The sequence below is a fragment of the Streptomyces sp. CNS606 genome (assembly GCF_000426325.1).
Genome location: NZ_AUFD01000006.1, coordinates 92,902 through 109,251 on the forward strand (window position 1 = coordinate 92,902; position 16,350 = coordinate 109,251).

Annotated in this window: 14 protein-coding genes and 1 pseudogene; 6 read left to right on the plus strand and 9 right to left on the minus strand. The window is 72.0% G+C overall.

Features of this window, described 5'->3' with window-relative positions:
• The first annotated feature begins 20 nt into the window (after positions 1-20).
• From tal to pgl, 4 genes are read left to right on the plus strand one after another with little or no spacing between them, the layout of a single operon-like run.
• Positions 21-1,139: a transaldolase gene (gene tal / locus K304_RS0102250; RefSeq protein ID WP_027762412.1), complete on the plus strand. Its 1,119-nt coding sequence runs from the start codon at positions 21-23 to the stop codon at positions 1,137-1,139.
• A 6-nt stretch (positions 1,140-1,145) separates the two neighbouring features.
• Positions 1,146-2,672 carry a glucose-6-phosphate dehydrogenase gene (gene zwf, locus K304_RS0102255; protein ID WP_027762413.1) on the plus strand — a complete coding sequence of 509 codons (1,527 nt, stop codon included), beginning with the start codon at positions 1,146-1,148 and terminating at the stop codon, positions 2,670-2,672.
• The gene (gene opcA, locus K304_RS0102260) at positions 2,669-3,760 is read left to right on the plus strand and encodes a glucose-6-phosphate dehydrogenase assembly protein OpcA (RefSeq protein ID WP_027762414.1); all 1,092 of its coding nucleotides are present in this window, start codon (positions 2,669-2,671) and stop codon (positions 3,758-3,760) included. Before zwf ends, opcA begins: the two co-directional genes overlap by 4 nt.
• The gene (gene pgl, locus K304_RS0102265; protein ID WP_027762415.1) at positions 3,757-4,542 is read left to right on the plus strand and encodes a 6-phosphogluconolactonase; all 786 of its coding nucleotides are present in this window, start codon (positions 3,757-3,759) and stop codon (positions 4,540-4,542) included. The genes opcA and pgl overlap by 4 nt, the downstream gene beginning before the upstream one ends.
• Positions 4,543-4,610: 68 nt before the next feature.
• Here the strand turns inward: pgl and K304_RS0102270 are convergent, their stop codons facing one another.
• The 7 genes from K304_RS0102270 to K304_RS0102300 all read right to left on the minus strand — a co-directional run bounded on the left by K304_RS0102270 (position 4,611) and on the right by K304_RS0102300 (position 11,924).
• Positions 4,611-5,876 carry a GNAT family N-acetyltransferase gene (locus K304_RS0102270; RefSeq protein WP_158687286.1) on the minus strand — a complete coding sequence of 422 codons (1,266 nt, stop codon included), beginning with the start codon at positions 5,874-5,876 and terminating at the stop codon, positions 4,611-4,613.
• Between the two features lie 5 nt (positions 5,877-5,881).
• Complete coding sequence (locus tag K304_RS0102275; protein ID WP_027762417.1) at positions 5,882-7,195, minus strand: MFS transporter; 1,314 nt, start codon at positions 7,193-7,195, stop codon at positions 5,882-5,884.
• 58 nt (positions 7,196-7,253) lie between these two features.
• The gene (locus tag K304_RS26885; RefSeq protein WP_037789046.1) at positions 7,254-7,514 is read right to left on the minus strand and encodes a YciI family protein; all 261 of its coding nucleotides are present in this window, start codon (positions 7,512-7,514) and stop codon (positions 7,254-7,256) included.
• 71 nt (positions 7,515-7,585) lie between these two features.
• Positions 7,586-8,914, minus strand: coding sequence for an ATP-grasp domain-containing protein (locus K304_RS0102285; protein ID WP_027762418.1), 1,329 nt, complete (start codon positions 8,912-8,914; stop codon positions 7,586-7,588).
• Positions 8,911-9,876 (minus strand): sulfotransferase family protein, encoded by a 966-nt coding sequence (locus K304_RS0102290; RefSeq protein ID WP_158687287.1) that lies wholly within the window; start codon positions 9,874-9,876, stop codon positions 8,911-8,913. The genes K304_RS0102285 and K304_RS0102290 overlap by 4 nt, the downstream gene beginning before the upstream one ends.
• Before the next feature lie 70 nt (positions 9,877-9,946).
• Positions 9,947-11,665, minus strand: coding sequence for a carbamoyltransferase N-terminal domain-containing protein (locus K304_RS0102295; RefSeq protein WP_027762420.1), 1,719 nt, complete (start codon positions 11,663-11,665; stop codon positions 9,947-9,949).
• Between the two features lie 52 nt (positions 11,666-11,717).
• Positions 11,718-11,924, minus strand: coding sequence for a hypothetical protein (locus K304_RS0102300; RefSeq protein WP_158687288.1), 207 nt, complete (start codon positions 11,922-11,924; stop codon positions 11,718-11,720).
• Between the two features lie 471 nt (positions 11,925-12,395).
• On the opposite strand from K304_RS0102300, the gene K304_RS0102305 reads away from it, so the two are divergent.
• Positions 12,396-13,253: a peptidoglycan-binding protein gene (locus tag K304_RS0102305; protein ID WP_027762422.1), complete on the plus strand. Its 858-nt coding sequence runs from the start codon at positions 12,396-12,398 to the stop codon at positions 13,251-13,253.
• A 99-nt stretch (positions 13,254-13,352) separates the two neighbouring features.
• On the opposite strand, the gene K304_RS26890 is transcribed toward K304_RS0102305, so the two are convergent.
• Entirely contained in the window at positions 13,353-14,834 is a 1,482-nt protein-coding gene (locus tag K304_RS26890) for a Glu/Leu/Phe/Val dehydrogenase dimerization domain-containing protein (RefSeq protein WP_051307730.1), read from the minus strand.
• Positions 14,835-15,852: 1,018 nt separating this feature from the next.
• Between K304_RS26890 and K304_RS0102320 the strand changes: the two are divergent.
• Positions 15,853-16,188 (plus strand): annotated as a pseudogene (locus K304_RS0102320) (transposase); the annotation flags it as partial.
• Here the strand turns inward: K304_RS0102320 and K304_RS33865 are convergent.
• Positions 16,166-16,300, minus strand: coding sequence for a hypothetical protein (locus K304_RS33865; protein ID WP_486591553.1), 135 nt, complete (start codon positions 16,298-16,300; stop codon positions 16,166-16,168). The pseudogene K304_RS0102320 and the gene K304_RS33865 overlap by 23 nt on opposite strands.
• Between the last annotated feature and the right edge of the window lie 50 nt (positions 16,301-16,350).

Consider the following 16,350-nt stretch of genomic DNA (forward strand, 5'->3'; position numbering starts at 1 on the left):
CCAGGAGGAGATGCATCCCGATGACGGAGGCACTCAAGCGCCTGTCCGACGAAGGCGTCGCGATCTGGCTGGACGACCTGTCCCGCAAGCGCATCACGTCCGGCGCCCTCGCGGAACTGCTCCGCGAGCAGCACGTGGTGGGCGTGACGACCAACCCGACGATCTTCCAGAAGGCCATCTCGGCCGGTGACGGGTACGAGGAGCAGGTCGCCGACCTGGCCGCCCGCGGCGTCACCGTGGAGGAGGCCGTGCGGATGATCACCACGGCGGACGTCCGGGACGCGTGCGACATCCTGCTGCCGCTGAACGAGGCGACCGGGGGCCGCGACGGCCGGGTCTCCATCGAGGTGGACCCGCGTCTGGCGCACCGCACGGACGCGACGGTGGCCGAGGCCAAGCAGCTCGCCTGGCTGGTGGACCGGCCGAACGCGTTCATCAAGATCCCGGCGACCCGCGCGGGCCTGCCCGCCATCACCGAGACGATCGCGCGCGGCATCAGCGTCAACGTCACGCTGATCTTCTCGCTGGAGCGCTACCGCGAGGTGATGGACGCCTACCAGGCCGGTCTGGAGAAGGCAGACGCCAAGGGCCTGGACATCTCGCAGATCCAGTCGGTGGCGTCGTTCTTCGTCTCCCGCGTGGACACCGAGATCGACAAGCGCCTGGAGGCGCTGGGCACCGACGAGGCCAAGGCCCTCAAGGGCAAGGCCGCGGTCGCCAACGCCCGCCTGGCCTACCAGGAGTACGAGCAGGTCATCGCCGGCGACCGCTGGCAGGCCCTCGCGGGCAAGGGCGGCAACCCGCAGCGGCCGCTGTGGGCCTCGACCGGCGTGAAGGACCCGGCCTACCCGGACACCCTCTACGTCACCGAGCTGGTCGCGCCGAACACGGTCAACACCATGCCGGAGGCCACTCTGGAGGCCACCGACGACCACGGCGAGATCACCGGCGACACCGTTCGCGGCACCTACCAGCAGGCGCGCGCCGACCTGGACGCCGTGGAGAAGCTGGGCATCTCCTACGACGAGGTGGTCCAGCTGCTCGAGGACGAGGGCGTCGAGAAGTTCGAGAAGTCCTGGACCGACCTGCTGGATTCCACCGACGCAGAGCTGAAGCGTCTCGCTCCGAAGGGGGCGTAAGGCCAAGTGAGCAGCGCGGTCAACCCGCTGCGTGACGCACAGGACCGGCGGCTCCCGCGGATCGCGGGGCCGTCGGGCCTGGTCATTTTCGGCGTCACCGGGGACCTGTCCCGTAAGAAGCTGATGCCCGCGGTCTACGACCTGGCGAACCGGGGGCTGCTGCCGCCCGGCTTCTCGCTGGTCGGCTTCGCCCGCCGGGACTGGGAGCACGAGGACTTCGCCCAGGTCGTGCACGACGCGGTCAAGGAGCACTCGCGCACGCCCTTCCGCGAGGAGGTCTGGCAGCAGCTCGCCGAGGGCATGCGCTTCGTGCCGGGCGTCTTCGACGACGACGAGGCGTTCGCGACGCTGAAGGCGACCATCGAGGAGCTCGACAAGTCGCGCGGCACCGGCGGCAACTTCGCGTTCTACCTGTCCGTGCCGCCGAAGTTCTTCCCCACCGTGGTCGCCCAGCTGGAGAAGCACGGCCTGAACCGCGGCGAGGGCGAGAGCTGGCGGCGCGCGGTCATCGAGAAGCCCTTCGGGCACGACCTGGCCTCCGCGCAGGAGCTCAACCGGACCGTGCACGGCGTGTTCCGGGCCAGCGAGGTCTTCCGCATCGACCACTACCTGGGCAAGGAGACCGTCCAGAACATCCTGGCGCTGCGCTTCGCCAACACCATGTTCGAGCCGCTGTGGAACCGGTCGTACGTGGACCACGTGCAGATCACCATGGCCGAGGACATCGGCATCGGCGGTCGCGCGGGCTACTACGACGGGATCGGCGCGGCCCGCGACGTCATCCAGAACCACCTGCTCCAGCTGCTGGCGCTCACGGCCATGGAGGAGCCGTCGTCCTTCGACGCGAAGGCCCTGGTGGCGGAGAAGCTGAAGGTGCTCAACGCCGTCCAGCTGCCGAAGGACCTCGCCCGGCACACCGTGCGCGGCCAGTACGCGGCGGGCTGGCAGGGCGGGAAGAAGGTGCCCGGCTACCTCGACGAGGAGGGCATCGACCCGCAGTCCGTCACCGACACCTACGCGGCCATCAAGCTGGGCGTCGACAACCGGCGCTGGGCGGGCGTCCCGTTCTACCTGCGCACCGGCAAGCGGCTGGGGCGGCGCGTCACGGAGATCGCGGTCGTCTTCCAGCGCGCCCCGCATTCGCCGTTCGGCGCCACCGACACCCAGGAGCTGGGACAGAACGCCCTGGTCATCCGGGTGCAGCCGGACGAGGGCGTGACCATCCGGTTCGGGTCGAAGGTGCCGGGCACGCAGATGGAGATCCGCGACGTGACCATGGACTTCGCCTACGGCGAGTCCTTCACCGAGTCGAGCCCCGAGGCGTACGAGCGGCTGATCCTGGACGTGCTGCTGGGTGACGCCAACCTCTTCCCGCGCCACCAGGAGGTCGAGCGGTCCTGGGAGATCCTGGACCCGGTCGAACGGCACTGGGCGCGCAGCGGCCCGCCGGAGCAGTACCCGGCCGGCACCTGGGGGCCCGGGGCGGCGGACGAGATGCTCGCGCGAGACGGACGGAGCTGGCGGCGGCCATGAACATCGACCTCACGGACACCACGTCCAGCCAGATCAACGCGGCGCTGGTGAAGGCGCGGCGGGCCAGCGGATCGCCCGCGATCGGCATGGTGCTCACGCTGGTGATCGTCACCGACGAGGGCAACCACTACGACGCGCTGAAGGCCGCGGGCGAGGCGTCGAAGGAACACCCCTCCCGCATCCTGGTGGTCGTCCGCCGCCCCGGCCGGTCGCCCCGCGACCGGGCCATGGCGCGGCTGGACGCCGAGGTGCGGATGGGCCCGGACGGCGGCGCCGGCGAGACCATCCTGCTGCGGCTGCACGGCGAGCTGGCCGCGCACTCCTACAGCGTGGTGCTGCCCCTGCTGCTGCCGGACGCCCCGGTGGTCGTCTGGTGGCCCGAGGACGCCCCGGACAACCCGTCCAAGGATCTGCTGGGCACGCTGGCCCAGCGGCGGATCACCGACGCCTCGGCCACCGAGGACCCGGTGGCGACGCTGGGTCTGCGGTCCGAGACCTACGCGCCGGGCGACACCGACCTGGCGTGGACCCGGACGACGCCCTGGCGGAGCGTGCTGGCGGCGGCGCTGGACCAGAAGCACACCAAGATCAAGTCGGCGCAGGTGGAGGGCGAGGAGTACAACCCCTCGACCGAGCTGCTGGCCCTGTGGCTGGCCGAACGGCTGCGGGTGCCGGTGGAGCGGGTGCTCTCCGAGGGGCCGGGCATAACCGCCGTGCGGATGGCGACCGCCGACGGGGAGATCTGCCTGGACCGGCAGCACGGGTCGCTGGCCGAGCTGGCGGTCCCCGGACAGCCGGACCGGCACGTGGCGCTGCACCGGCGCAACACCGCCGAGCTGATCGCCGAGGAGCTGCGGCGGCTGGACCCGGACGAGGCGTACGAGCGTGCGGTGCGGTTCGGTGTGGACCGCATCCGCGGCGTGCGGCCGGGCGCCGCGGACGGTTCGGGTTCCGGTTCCGGTTCCGGTTCCGGCGGAGCGTCCGGTGCCGGCACCGGTACGGCGGAGGCGGGAGCCGGCGCGAAGGGGAAGCCCGCGAAGCGCGCCGCCCGAGGTGGCGGGAACGGTTCGAAGGCGGCCTCCTCGTGACCCACACTCCTCAGGTCGCCGTCCACCACGACCCCCGGGAGATGGCGCGTGCGGCCGCCGCCCGGCTGATCACCCGCATCGTCGACACCCAGGCCGCCCGCGGCACCGCGTCCGTGGTGCTCACCGGCGGCCGCAACGGCAACGGGCTGCTCGCCGGGCTGGCCGAGTCGGCGGCGCGGGACGCCGTCGACTGGTCGCGGCTGGACCTGTGGTGGGGCGACGAACGGTTCCTCCCGGAGGGCGACCCGGACCGCAACGTCACCCAGGCCACCGAAGCACTCCTCGCGCACGTGCCGCTCGCCCCGGAGCGGGTGCACGCCATGCCCGCCTCGGACGGCGCGTACGGGAACGACGCGGACGCGGCGGCCGCGGCGTACGCGGAGGAACTCGCCCGCGCGGCGGCGCCCGAACACCACCTCGGCGTGCCCGCGTTCGACGTGCTCCTGCTGGGCGTCGGCCCGGACACCCATGTGGCGTCCCTGTTCCCCGAGCACCCGGGCGTCCGGGAGACCGGGCGCACGGTCGTCGGCGTGCACGGTGCGCCCAAGCCGCCGCCGACGCGCGTGTCGCTGACCCTGCCGGCGATCCGGGCGGCGCGTGAGGTGTGGTTGCTCGCCGCCGGCGAGGACAAGGCCGACGCGGTGGCGCTCGCCCTGTCCGGCGCGGGGGAGCTCCAGGCCCCCGCGGCGGGCGCGTACGGCACCGCCCGCACCCTGTGGATGCTCGACACGGCAGCCGCTTCCCGTCTGCCCCGTGACCTGGCCTCTCCTCCGACCACCTGAGCCAAGGGGGTGACCGCGCGGGGCCGTCCTGTCCGCCCCGCGCGGTCGCCCGCAGGCGCGTCGCCCGCTCAGGCGGAGCGGATCGGCAGCGCGTCGCGATAGGCGGTCCAGCGGCTCTCCAGGAAGCGCAGGAGGCGGTGCACGGCGTCGAGCTCCGCGGGGTCCGGCACCCACAGCCATGTCTCACGGGCGCGCAGCGTGGCCCCGCGGATGAGTTTGGCGCCGAACCCCTCGAAGCCGAACCGCACCCGGGCGCCCCCGTGCGCCGCCGCGTGGCGCAGCGGCTCGTAGAAGGTGAGGCACGGGTAGGCCGTGCTGAGCTGCTCGGCGCCTTCAGCGTCGCTCCCGTAGAGCAGGACGCAGTAGTCGCCGCCGTCGGCGAGGTGCAGGCCGCAGGCGAGGACGCGCTCGTCGCGCACGGCGACGGGGACGCGTACCCGCTTCCCGAGCAGCCGGGCCATGGCGGTACGGGCGGCCGCCACCTTCTCCCGGTCCGCCCGGCCGCCGTGCTTGGCGGTGTTGGACGTCTCCAGCTCCGCGACCCGCTGCACGACGTCGGCGAGTTCGCGGTGTTCGAGGCGCAGTCCCGCTGCGCCGAACTCCCGCTCCTCCTTGCGGTAGCGGTGCCGGTGGCGACGGGAGAGGCCGGTGAGCAGCTCCTCGTACGACATCCCGGCGGGCACCTCGAACTCGGTGGTCGCGGTCAGCCGGGCCGAACGGAACCCGGCCTCGGTCAGGGCGGCGCGCAGCGGCGCGTCGTCCTCCCGCACGTAGGGGAGGGCCACGGCGCCCGCCGCTCCCTCCCGGACGGAGGTCTGCAGGGCGCGGAGCAGCGCGAGCGCCGTCCGCCGGGCGGCCTCCGCATCCGGTTCCGTTCTCAGCTGGGCCTGGCTGGTGTCGAAGCCGCGGATCACGAGCGCTTCGCCCAGGGCCGCGGTCAGCGCGCCCGCCCCGGGCACGCCGTCGGCCTGGAGCGCGGAGGCGGGCGGGGGTGCCGCACCGCAGACCTCGCCGACCCGGGCGGCGTGTTCCGCGCGGGCGGCCGCGCCGTCCCCGTCCTCCCCGTCCCCCTCGGCCCGGCGGAACTGTGGCGCGGTCAGCAGCTTCCACGGGTGGCTGAAGAGTCCGGAGCCGGGCGTGGTCGCGGCGCCGTGCAGCGCGCCGGAGAGTCCCTGCGCGTCGTGCGCGGTGACCACCACCGGCCGCCCCGGTTCCACATGTTCGCGGAAGTGGAGGTAGCCGTGGCACGAGTCCACGCGGTGCGTGCCGCCCAGCTCCGCCCAGTCGCGTTCCGCGACGTCCGTCACGCTGTCCCGCCACCGGACCGTGGTCACCGCGTTCACCTTCCGATCGTCTTGGGGTCGGGTGCGTCACCGGCCGGCCCGGGGGCCGGGAGGGCTTCCGCCTCCTCCACGCGCCGCACCCGTTTCAGCGGTGAGCGGAGCAGCAGCAGCGAGCAGAGCGTGACGGAGACGCCCGCGCACACCAGTGCCTCGCCCGGTCCCGCCAGGTCGGCGAGGACGCCGCCCACGAGTGCGCCGAGAGGTGCGGGCCCCAGGGAGACCAGCCGGTAGTTCGCCGTCACCGCGCCGAGGAGTTCGCGGGGCGGCAGCACCTGGCGGAGGCTGACGGCGTAGACGTTGTAGACGCCGAGGGCCACCCCGTTGCACAGGAAGGCGGCGGAGAACACGACGGCGGTCGGTCCTGCGGGGGCCGCCAGCGCGGCGGCGGCCAGCGAGGCGGAGGCGATCACCAGACCGGCCGTCAGGGTCCGCCCGGCGTGCAGCCGTGCGGTCCACCGGCCGACCGCGACCGAGCCGACGAGGGCGCCGGCGCTGGCCACCCCGATCAGCAGGCCGACGGTGCCGGCGGACAGTCCCGCCTCGCGCACGCCGTAGATCATGAACGCGGTCAGGAACGCCTGCTCGTGCAGGTTGAACAGGCCGGACTGGACGCAGAGGTCGCGGATGGGGCGGCAGCCCCAGGTGAAGCGCATGCCGGTGAGGACGGCCCGCACACCGCGCTGCGGGCGTCCTGCCGGTGAGGCCGCCGCCTCGGGGTCGCCGGGGGGTATGCGCAGCGACCAGAAGCTCACCAGCGCACCGGCGAACAGTGCCGTGGTCACGGAGACCGCGAACGGCAGGCCCGCGAGCGAGACGAAAAGCCCGGCGAGCGCCGGACCGGCCATCTGCGTGGCCGAGTTGACCGCCTGCAGCAGACTGTTGCCCGCCGCGAGTTCCTGCGGACGCAGGAGCTTCGGGATCGCGGACTGGTACCCGACGTCGTAGAAGACCGTGGCGGAGCCCACCACGAGTGCGACGGCGAGCAGCATCCACAGCGTCAGCCCGAAGGCCGCGTAGCTGAGGCCGAGCATGCCGAGCGCGGCACCGCGGACCACCGTGCAGACCAGGACGAGGCGACGGGGGTCCAGCCGGTCGGCGAACACCCCGGCGGTCAGGGAGAGCGCGACCACGGGCACGAACTGGGCGGCGGAGACGAGCCCGGTCTGCGACCCGCTGCTGCCGAGTTCGACGACCGCGAGCAGGGGGAGGAGGAACTGCGCGGTCCGGTAGCCGAGCCGCGCCATCGCCTCGCCCGCCCACAGCCGGCGGAAGACCCCCCGCCGCAGCAGCGCCCGCTGTTCCGATGCCATCGTGAAACCGTTCCCCTCCGTCGCCCGCCTGGTCCCCCCGCGTCCCGTCCCCCGGTGGTCAGGTCAGGAACGGCCGCCACTCCCTCACCTGTGCGACCTCGACTCCGGTGGTGCCGAAGTAGGGGTCGGCGGCGAGCAGTCCGTCGAGTGCGGCGCGGTCGTCCACGTCGAAGACGAGCACCGCACCGGAGTCGTCGGCGAGGGGCCCGGCCATCCGCACCAGGCCCTTCGCGTGCAGCTCGTCCAGCTTCTCCCGGTGCGCCGGGCGTGCCTCCAGCCGCTCCGGGCTGCCGTCGAAGGCGAGTTCCACGATCCACATGACGAGCACCTCACAGGTGAGATCCGACTGGTCCGGGCAGCGGGGCGGGGACGGGTGTCCCCGCCTTCTCGCTACCGTCTGACGGTCACGTCGACGGACGCCCGCACCTCGGCCTCCAGCGCGTCGAGTTCCGCGGTGGTGGCGGCGTCGATGAGGAACGTGACCACGCGGTCACCCGACTCCGTCAGCGGGCCGATGTTATCGCCGCGTCTCCGCAGGACCAGGACCGCGCGCAGCGCGGGCGGGTCCTGCGGCGCGCCGGGCCGCAGCGGGGGCCACGCCTCGCCGTCAGCCGCCCATACGGGCGCCGCGCACTGCGGGTGACGCACCTTCACGTCCTCCAGCACGCCCTGCGGCGTCTCCAGGTAGACCTGCCGGGCCACCCTGCGCGGGGCCGGGGCGTGGACGGTCTCGCCCAGCGCCGTCCGGAGGATCTCCCGCTCCAGCGGGCGCCCGGTGGCCAGGTGGTAGAGGTGCAGGATGCCGTCGCCCGGGGTGCGGGCGGCGACCTCCATCAGCACCACGGTACCGGCGGCGGTGAGGCGCAGTTCCGTGTGCACGATGCCGTCCTCGAAGCCGAGCCGCGCCACCACCGCCCGGTTGGCCTCCAGCAGTTGCCGGGTCCCCGGGCCGTCGGGGGCGGGAACGGTGTGCCCCATCTCCACGAACCGGTCGGTGCCCTGCTCGTTGGTGCGTTTGGCGGTGACCGAGTCGAAGACGACGTTCCCGTGCTGGACGACGGCTTCGACCGAGTACTCGGGGCCGTCCACCGCCTCCTCGACCAGCAGCGTCTCGCCCGCCGGGTAGGACGCCAGCGCGGCGGCGAGTTCCCGCGGGCCGCCGATCCGGCGCACGCCGGAACTGGACCTGCGCGCCGCGGGTTTGAGTACGGCGGGGTACGGCAGCTCCGACGCCGGGAGGGCGTCCCGGCCGTTGGGCGGGACCACCCGCACCCGGGGGCTGAACTCGGGCAGGTAGGCGCGTTGCAGGTACTTGCTGCGGCAGATCCTGGTGGCCCGGAGCCCGGGCGACGGCACGCCGAGCAGGTCGGCGGCCACCCCGGTCTGCTCCACGAGCATCTCCCCTGCGGCGAAGACGCCGGTGATCCGGTAGCGGCTGCGCCACTCCATCAGGTGCGCGATCACGCCGGAGGTGAATCCGCCCTCGATCGCCACGTCGCCCTCGACGAAACCGGCGTCGTCGATCAGCGCGCCCGGCTCCTCCCCGGACCGCATGGCCCGCAGCGTCTCGGCGCGCCAGTCCTCGGAGGTGAGGACCAGAACCTTCAGTCCGCGGTCGCGGAGTTCGGTCAGGTAGACGGAGTTGCGCAGGATGACGCGGAGCCCGCCCAGCAGCACGAAGGCCGGTGGGCGGGACGCGTCCGGTGCGTTCGGTGTCACCACGTGTATCCGTACTGCTCGACGAGGTCGCCGAACTGCTCCCGGAAGCGCTCGGCGTTGCGGTCGGTGAAGTGTTCCTGCCAGGCGCCGGACCGTCCCTTGAAGAAGCTCCAGGAGCTCTCGTTGTAGATGCGGTCCACGATCTCCTGGGCGTCGATGTCGGAGGAGAGGTGCGTCAGGATGCGCGAGAGCGCCTCGACCTGCCGCTCCCGCGAGCCGCCGCCCTTGGGCCCGACCAGGTCCTCGAAGCGGACGGTGCAGACGTCCGGGTGCCGGAGCAGCCACATCGACCGCTCGAACTGGTCGCGGCCCAGGAAGGACGGGTCGCGCAGGGCGTAGTCGATCTTCTCCTCCCAGGTCTTCATCGAGCGGAGCGTGCGGTGGAAGACGTCGAACTCGTAGAAGTTGCCGTAGCCGGCCGGCGTCCGCCCCTCCAGGAAGTTGATCATGGAGATCACGGTGTCCCGGGGGTCCCGGAAGTTGAGGAAGAGCGGCGGCGCGGCGGTTCTCACCCACTCGTCGAGGAACGCCCCGTCGACCTTGTCGATGTCCAGCTCGTGAAAGATCCAGCACAGGCCGGGCGGGGTGTCGGCGAACCGCGAGTAGGAGATGTGCGGGTTGGTGATGACCTCGTCGGCGTGGTCGTAGGAACGCTGCCCGTACCGGTTGACGACCCGCTGCCCGAGCCGGCGCTGCCAGCTCCAGCCGAGCGCCGTCCAGTCGTCCCGGGTGGCGCGGCGGAGCTCGTCGCCGGACAGCTTCCGCAGTGCGGCCCAGTCGTCGGCGGACCGGGTGACGGAGGCGATCTGCAGCAGCTCCTCGTCCCCGAAATCCGGCACGTTGTCCGGTGAGGGGCGGGGGACGCCCGCCATCTTGTAGCCCAGCTGGACCATCAGTCCCTGCATGAGATGGGTGCCGGCCTTCTGCAGGGATATCACCATGGTGCGGGGTGCTTGGCGCATGCGAAGTCTTCCGTCCTCCCGCCGGGCTCGCCGCCCGGACCCGTCCTGTGTCCTCAGCCGAGTGGTTCCGTCAGTGCGTGGTGTCGCCGAACGCGCGCTGGTAGAGGACCCCTTCGGCCCAGACCAGGTCGAGGCGCCCCCATTCCATGGCCGAGGCGGCGTCGGGGAAGAAGCTGCTGCCGTTGTAGTTCGCGCTGGTGTTGCACAGCACCGGGATGCCGCTCCACTTGTGGTACTCGCGGAGGACCGCGGCCAGGTTCGGGTCGTCGTCCTGGCTGACGGTCTGCAGCCGGGCGGTGCCGTCCAGGTGCAGGATCGCCGGGATGCGGTCCACCCAGTCCGGACGCACCCGGTGCTCGAAGAGCATGTGCGGGTCCGGGGTGCCCGGGTCGAAGATCTCCGGCGCGTGCTCGACGAGGCAGATCGGCGCGACGGGCCGGTAGTGCTCCCGCTTCTTCACGTCGTTGAGGTGCTTCTTCATGTCCGGGTCCACCGCCGGGGCGATGATGCTGCGCGCTCCGAGCGCCCGCGGGCCCAGCTCGGCGCGCCCGTTCAGCAGCACGGCCGCCTTTCCGGTGCGGTGCAGGATCCGGGCGAGCTCCTCGGGACGGCAGGGCGAGATGGTCCAGCCGTGCGGCACGTGGGGGGTGCGGACGAGTTCCGGTCCGAGCAGGGTCCCCCACCGCACCGGGCCGAGCATGCCGTCGGCCGAGGCCCGCAGGCAGGCCGCGCCGACGGCGGAGCCGGAGTCGTCGGGGAAGGGCGGCACCCACATGGCCTTGATCGCCGGGTGGCTGCGCAGCGCGCTGTTCCACTTGATGTTCAGGGCGCAGCCGCCGGCGAAGCACAGGTTCCAGGGCTCGTCGCCCTTCCAGGCGCGGATCTTGGCGGCCACGCGTTCCAGGAGCAGTTCCTCGAGGAAGGCGTGCACGCTGGCGAGCACGTCCTCGTCGGACACGCCCAGGGCCGTGGTGCGGTCGTGCACGTCCCGCAGGAAGGCGTGCACGTAGCCGTGCGAGGGCTCCCCCGTGCTGCCGCATCCGATGATCTTCTCGCGGTAGGCGCGGACGCGCGGGCTGTCGGCCTCGAAGTGCTCGTGGAAGAGTTCCGCGAACACGTCCTGGATCTCCCGTCGGGGCGTGCCCAGCGCGATGTAGGCCATCATCTTGCCGGCCACCGCGAGGTCGTCGACGTGACTCGACTTCGCCGTCCGCCGGTACGGTCCCCAGTGCTGGGACGCCATCGCATAGGTGTGGCCGATCAGGGGGAAGACCTCGCCGCCGGGTTCCACCCTGCCGTCGGCGTCGACGCAGTAGAGGCGGGGGAAGCAGCCGCCGTCCCAGACCATGACCATGGTGGGCTCGCCGCGCTGCGCGAACGGGCTGGTGCAGTAGGCGGCGGCGAGATGGCTCGCCACGTGCACGTAGCTGGCGTAGCTCCGCGCCTCACCGCCCAGCGTGAACTCGCCGTGGTATCCGGGGGTGGCGGGGTTGGGCACCGCGTCGGTCTCACGGTAGGGCGCGACGGTCAGTTCGAGAGGGCGGCCGGCGTTCAGCAGGGAGACGCGGCCGTCGACGGCGCCGTCCCAGCCGTCGATCGCCCAGCGGTCGACGTCGGCCGTCTTGTATCCCTCCGCGGAAAGTATCGCGGAGACGTCCTGGAGTTCCTCGACATCGCTGTAGCGCGCACCGTTCCGCAGCTTCTGGATCTCGATGTTGAACGCCAGACGGTCGCCGTCCAATAACGCGACGCCGCCACTCTGCGTCAGTTTCACACCGGCAGTGAGCATGTTGGATCCCCTCGTTGAGTTCGTCCCGCGAGACTTCGGTGGCAGAGCCGGATCAGTACGGGGTCCTCCGGCCGTCGTCGTGCACGCTGCGCACGACGCAGGTCGCCGTGTGCACGGCGGCTCTGGCCGCACTCAGCGCCTCCCTGGCCGTCTCCACGTCGTCGCCCTTGGGCAGCAGTTCCACCACGGCCATGGCGCATTCGACGAGATGCACGGCGGCACGCGGAAGCTTCTCGCTGTCGCCGAATTCCGCGACCAACGCGTCGCGAGCGGAAAGGAGTAAGCCGGCTGACCGCTCCGCATGCCGACTCGTCTCCATGGTGCCGCCCCCGTTGAATGTCGTGCCCGACGTCTCCACCGACAGCGCTTACACAGCGCTCACGGCCGTACCACCGAGGGAAATCTAGCCGCCGCCGGACCGCGGTCAAGGGCCCGCAGGGGCGAGGGGGCGTTTCCGGCCAGCGCAACGGAGGCGAACCGGGCCCCGAAGCCCTGGATGCGGGGAGGGCGGGCGCGGAGGAAGTCTGACCGGAAAGCCCTTCTTGACGTCCGGGCGACGCAGTCGCAGCGGTGACGCCCCCGCGCCGGACCCGGCGCGTGTGACACGCAGTCATGTGGCCGCAGGGTGGGTAGAACGCCAGGAGGAGACCGTGCGCACCTTCCCGGGGACGGGAACAGCCGGTCGTCGGGGCCGCTTTCAACGGCTCCATGAGGAAGGGAGTTCAGACCCATGGCTACGCCCCTGAGCGCGTCCCGCTTCGTCAGAATCCTTCGCGAGGAGGGCCTGGAGGTCCACGAGTACCGCAGCTGGCGGACCCACAACCGCAATCACAAGGGTGCCTGGGGGCCGATCAACGGGGTGATGATCCATCACACCGTCACCCGGGGCACGGACAGTTCGGTGCGCCTGTGCTACGACGGCTACGCGTCGCTGCCTGGCCCGCTGTGCCACGGCGTCATCGCCAAGGACGGCTCGGTGTGGCTGGTCGGCAACGGCCGCGCGAACCACGCCGGGCTGGGGGACGACGACGTCCTGCGCGCGGTCATCGACGAGTCGGCGTCGCTCCCCCGGGACAACGAGGCCAACACCGACGGCAACGCCCGCTTCTACGGGTTCGAGTGCATCAACATGGGCGACGGGAAGGACCCGTGGCCGGAGGCGCAGCTGGAGGCGATCGAGAAGGCGGCCGCCGCCGTGTGCCGTGCGTACGGCTGGACCGAGCGGTCGGTCATCGGGCACCTGGAGTGGCAGCCGGGCAAGGTCGACCCGCGCGGCTTCCCCATGAACGGCATGCGGGACCGGATCGCCGCCCGGCTCGGCCGTCCGCCGCAGGGTCCGGAGTTCGAGCCCTTCCCGGGCGCCGATTTCTTCCACGACGGGCAGCGCAGCCCGATCATCACCCGGATGGGTGAGCGTCTGGTCGAGGAGGACTGCGGCCGCTACGAGGTCGGCCCGGGGCCGCGGTGGACGGACGTGGACCGCGCGTCGTACGCGGCGTGGCAGCGGAAGCTCGGCTACTCCGGGGGCGACGCGGACGGCATTCCGGGGACGGTCAGCTGGACGAAGCTCCGGGTCCCCGAGGGGTGACCTGCGCGGCCGGCGGCCCGCGCGGCGGGGCGCCGGCCGGTGCCCGTACGTCGACGGCACCCGGCGGTGCCGGGTGCCGTCGACGGGGCGCGCGTGCGGTCAGGGGGTTCCGGTGCCCGCGTCGCCGGGCCAGTAGGCGGGCACGGCGTCGGGGGCCTGGAAGCCGGTGTCGACCGGACCGTCGAGCAGGTCGGCGGCCTCCGGGTAGGAGCCGTTCAGCGGAACCGGGGGCGTGTCCGCGTCCGGCACGACGACGGCCTCGGGGAGCACGTCCACGGCGACGGCCGGGATGACGTCCGGGACCTCGCCCGGCAGCGGCGGCACCTCCGCGGCGGCGACGTCGTGGCCCGGCTGGGTGGCGGTGTAGAGATCCCGGAAGGCGACCGCCCCGCCGTTCTCGCGGATCATGCGCTGCGAGTTCTCGCGGGCGAAGAGCACCGCGGTCTGCCGCACCGAGCCGCCGGTGGCCGCAGCCCGGCTCATCAGGCCGGCCACCAGCGGACGGATCTGCGCGGACAGGCGGCTGCACGCGCCGACGGGGCTCACGACCTCGCCGAGGATGACCCACCACGCACCGGCGGCGGCGCCGGTGTTGGCGATGAAGTCCGGGATCACGGTGACGCCGCGCTCCAGCAGGCGCTGCTCCGCCTCCGGCGTGGTCGGCACGTTCGCCGCCTCCACGATCAGGCTGCCGCGGACACGGTCGCAGTTGTCGGCGGTGATCGTGTACGACACGGCCGCCGGCACCAGCACGTCCACGTCCTGGCTCAGCCACTCGTCGCCGGGGACCTCCTCGTCGTCCTCCCGCAGCGCGGTCCGGTCGATGAGGCCGGACGAGGTCCGCGCGGCCAGCAGAAGCTCGACGTCGAGGCCGCGTGCGGCGTTGCGGATCATGCCCCGGGCGTCGGTGATGCCGACGATCTTCACGCCGGCCCGGGCCAGGTAGAGGGCGGTGGAGCCGCCCATGGCGCCGAAGCCCTGCACCACGGCCCGCGCTCCGCCGGCCGGGATGTGCCGCTCCTCCAGGGCGGCGAGAGCGGCCTCGGCCACGCCGTAGCCGCCGACCAGCTCGGACAGCTTCAGCCCCTCGGTGCGGGTGTCCGACGCCTGCCGGACGCGGGCGCGGACCTCGGCCTCGTCCTCGGCCCGGACCACGGCGGCGTGGAAGGACGTGTCGCCCATGCCGATCCGCGCGAAGGTCTGGTCGAGCTGCTCCTGCTGGGTGCCGAGGTCTCCTGCGGTGACCCAGAAGCGCTCCAGGAGCGGGCGCACGCCCTGGAGGAACCGTTCCCGGACCTCCTCCGCGCGCGGGTCGGCCGGGTCGAAGTCGATACCGCCCTTCGCACCGCCGACGTGAATGCCGAAGGCGCCCATCTTGAGCGTCATCTCGCGGGCGAGTTCGCCGACCTCGTGGAGGGTGCAGCCGGGCCGCATGCGCAGCCCGCCGGTCGCGATCCCGGTGACCAGCTGGTCGATGACCACGAAGCCGCGGGCGGGTGTCTCCGTGTCGCGCCACGTGACCTGCAGATAGGGTTCATGCTCGAGGACCTGCAAAGGCGTCTCGACGGCGGTCTGCGTCATTTCGGCACTCACCCTTTCCAGTCACTTATCGACACGTGCGGAATTGCACAGCCCGTTTCCGCCGATGCGCCCGCAGGCTGTTTCGGCGGTGGTATGGGCAGCTCGAATAGCACCCGCTGGGCACGCAGAAGCAAGCCCGCATGACGGCGCCATGAAAAATGTTCGGCGGAAATACGCATTGAACGCTTCTGATTGCGTTGTGCGTAGCGCCCACTGTGAGGTCACGGTTCCGGGCGTGTCAAGACATCTCTGGGGTCAGTTCCGCCAGTCGAGTTGGGCCCCTGGAAGGCCGTCGTCGATCACGGAATCGAACGTTCTGTGGGTGCCACCTCGCCGGGGTCGGCGCCCGCCGGAAAAGGCCAGCTCAGAGGGCCTTTCCCGACGTCCTCGCGACCCTCCCGGAACACCCCCTGCCGACCCCGGCGCAGCGACCTGACACCCGGTGCCGCACAGGGCCCCGAAGACCACCGCGCGGGGCCCTTCGCAGAATCTCCATACGGCCTCCCGCCGCATTTCCCGGCACCCCGCCGACGGCCCTTTCCGCAGAAGCACGAGGGGCGTACGACGGGACGGACATCCGCCCCCGTATGCGCCTGCCCGCTCCCTGGATCAGGCCCTGCCGCCGGGCCCCGCACCGAAGAGCGAGGAAACCACCCGTGAACGCACTGTGAGCTGAGGCGTCGATCCGAGATCACTCAGCAACCCTGTGACATGGACGCGCCCGTTCGGCAGCACCCGATGTCACACGGCCGCTGGCGTTCTTACCTCGAGGAGCGCGCCGTATCACCGGTGAGGAACTCGGTCGGCTCCCTCATCACGCACTCTGCCCCGGGCACGTCGGAGAGGCGGAGCGCGAGTGTCGCTGGGCGAGCCTTTCCGGCAGAGCCTCGCCGAACTTCAGCCCCTTGACCGCGTGGGCATCGACTTCCGGCAGGCACGTCCGCCCGCCACCGCCCGAGAGCCCCTGCTGCCAGGAAGCCGGGGCTACGTCCTCGCGTAGACCTACGTGGCAGCCAGTTTCCCACAGGTCACAGCGATGCTCCGCGAAGCGAAGACGGACCTGACGGCGTTCGCGGACTTCCCCCACCCGCACTGGAAGAAGATCCAGTCCACCAACCCCCTCCAGCGGCTGAACCGCGGGATCAAGCGCCGCTCGGACGTGGTCCAGGTCTTCCCGAACGACCCGGCCGTCACCCGCCTGGCCACCGCCGTCCTCGTCGAGATGCACGACGAATGGATCGCCTTCCCCCGCCGCTACCTCGCCGCCGAAACCATGGACCGCATCGATCAGGACAAAGAACCAAGCCCGCCAGCCCTCGACAGCCGATCACCTACACCACGCCAAGGGACATGACCCGTTCCAGTTCCGTCCGGAACTGCTCCACCGAGTCCGTCTGCGCCCGCAGGTCGTCCTCCGGCGCGGTGACCTGCTTGCGCAGGTCCTTCAGCAGTGCGGCCTTGTCCACCCCGGTGCCCTACCCTCACTCGTCGACTTCGTCCCGCCGGGTCCCCATCC

Excerpts from the sequence above, each read along its gene's own strand:
- K304_RS0102275 (WP_027762417.1), bottom strand. The coding sequence starts at position 7,195 with ATGGCATCGGAACAGCGGGCGCTGCTGCGGCGGGGGGTCTTCCGCCGG.
- K304_RS0102290 (WP_158687287.1), bottom strand. The coding sequence starts at position 9,876 with ATGCGCCAAGCACCCCGCACCATGGTGATATCCCTGCAGAAGGCCGGC.
- K304_RS0102305 (WP_027762422.1), top strand. The coding sequence starts at position 12,396 with ATGGCTACGCCCCTGAGCGCGTCCCGCTTCGTCAGAATCCTTCGCGAG.
- K304_RS26890 (WP_051307730.1), bottom strand. The coding sequence starts at position 14,834 with ATGACGCAGACCGCCGTCGAGACGCCTTTGCAGGTCCTCGAGCATGAA.
- K304_RS26885 (WP_037789046.1), bottom strand. The coding sequence starts at position 7,514 with ATGTGGATCGTGGAACTCGCCTTCGACGGCAGCCCGGAGCGGCTGGAG.
- opcA (WP_027762414.1), top strand. The coding sequence starts at position 2,669 with ATGAACATCGACCTCACGGACACCACGTCCAGCCAGATCAACGCGGCG.
- K304_RS0102295 (WP_027762420.1), bottom strand. The coding sequence starts at position 11,665 with ATGCTCACTGCCGGTGTGAAACTGACGCAGAGTGGCGGCGTCGCGTTA.
- tal (WP_027762412.1), top strand. The coding sequence starts at position 21 with ATGACGGAGGCACTCAAGCGCCTGTCCGACGAAGGCGTCGCGATCTGG.